Genomic DNA, 745 nt, shown 5'->3' with positions numbered 1-745 from the left:
TGGCAATGTGCTGTTCAGTGGCCCGGTCACCCAGGCGATGCTGGACAATGGTCTGAGCCTGAGTGTGGATGCACCGGCGACTGGCAGCACCCTCACCGTGACCGCCAATGTGCTGGATGCCGCCGGTAACAGCGCCAGTGGCTCTGACACTGCCGTGCTTGATTACGGCAGCAGTGCGCCGGGCACCCCGACCGTGGTCATCACCGAGGATGCCAACAACGACGGCTACATCAATGATGCCGAGCTGGTTGGCCAAATCGACATTAGTGTCACCCTCACCGGCGGCACCGCCGTGGGCGACACCCTCAGCGTCACCGATCAGGATGGCAATGTGCTTTACAGCGGCCCGGTCACCCAGGCGATGCTGGATAATGGCCTGAGTCTGGCGATAGATGCCCCGGCGAGCGGTACTCAGCTGACCATCTCAGCCACCGTCACCGATGTGGCCGGTAACACGGCCTCCGGCAGTGATACCGCCCTGCTGGATACCAGCGGCGGCAACCCGGCGCTGGGCTCACCGACCCTGGTGATTACCGAAGACAGTAACAACGATGGCTACATCAATGATGCCGAGCTCAGTGGCGATATCGATGTCAGCATTACTCTGGGCAGCGGCACTGCGCTGGGCGATACCCTGACCGTGACCGATCAGGATGGCAACGTCATCTTCAGCGGCGCCGTCACTCAGGACATGCTGGACAATGGGCTGCAGCTGGCCATCACCCCACCGGCGACCGGCACCGGG

General features: G+C 62.7%; 1 pseudogene. It reads left to right on the top strand.

Annotated features, from left to right (window positions below):
• A pseudogene (locus ACRRUX_RS20570) lies at positions 1–745 on the top strand (hypothetical protein); the annotation flags it as partial.

The sequence above is a fragment of the Shewanella sp. GXUN23E genome, assembly GCF_050865035.1.
Classification (GTDB): Bacteria; Pseudomonadota; Gammaproteobacteria; order Enterobacterales; family Shewanellaceae; genus Shewanella.
This window is presented reverse-complemented; position numbering and strand designations above follow the sequence as displayed.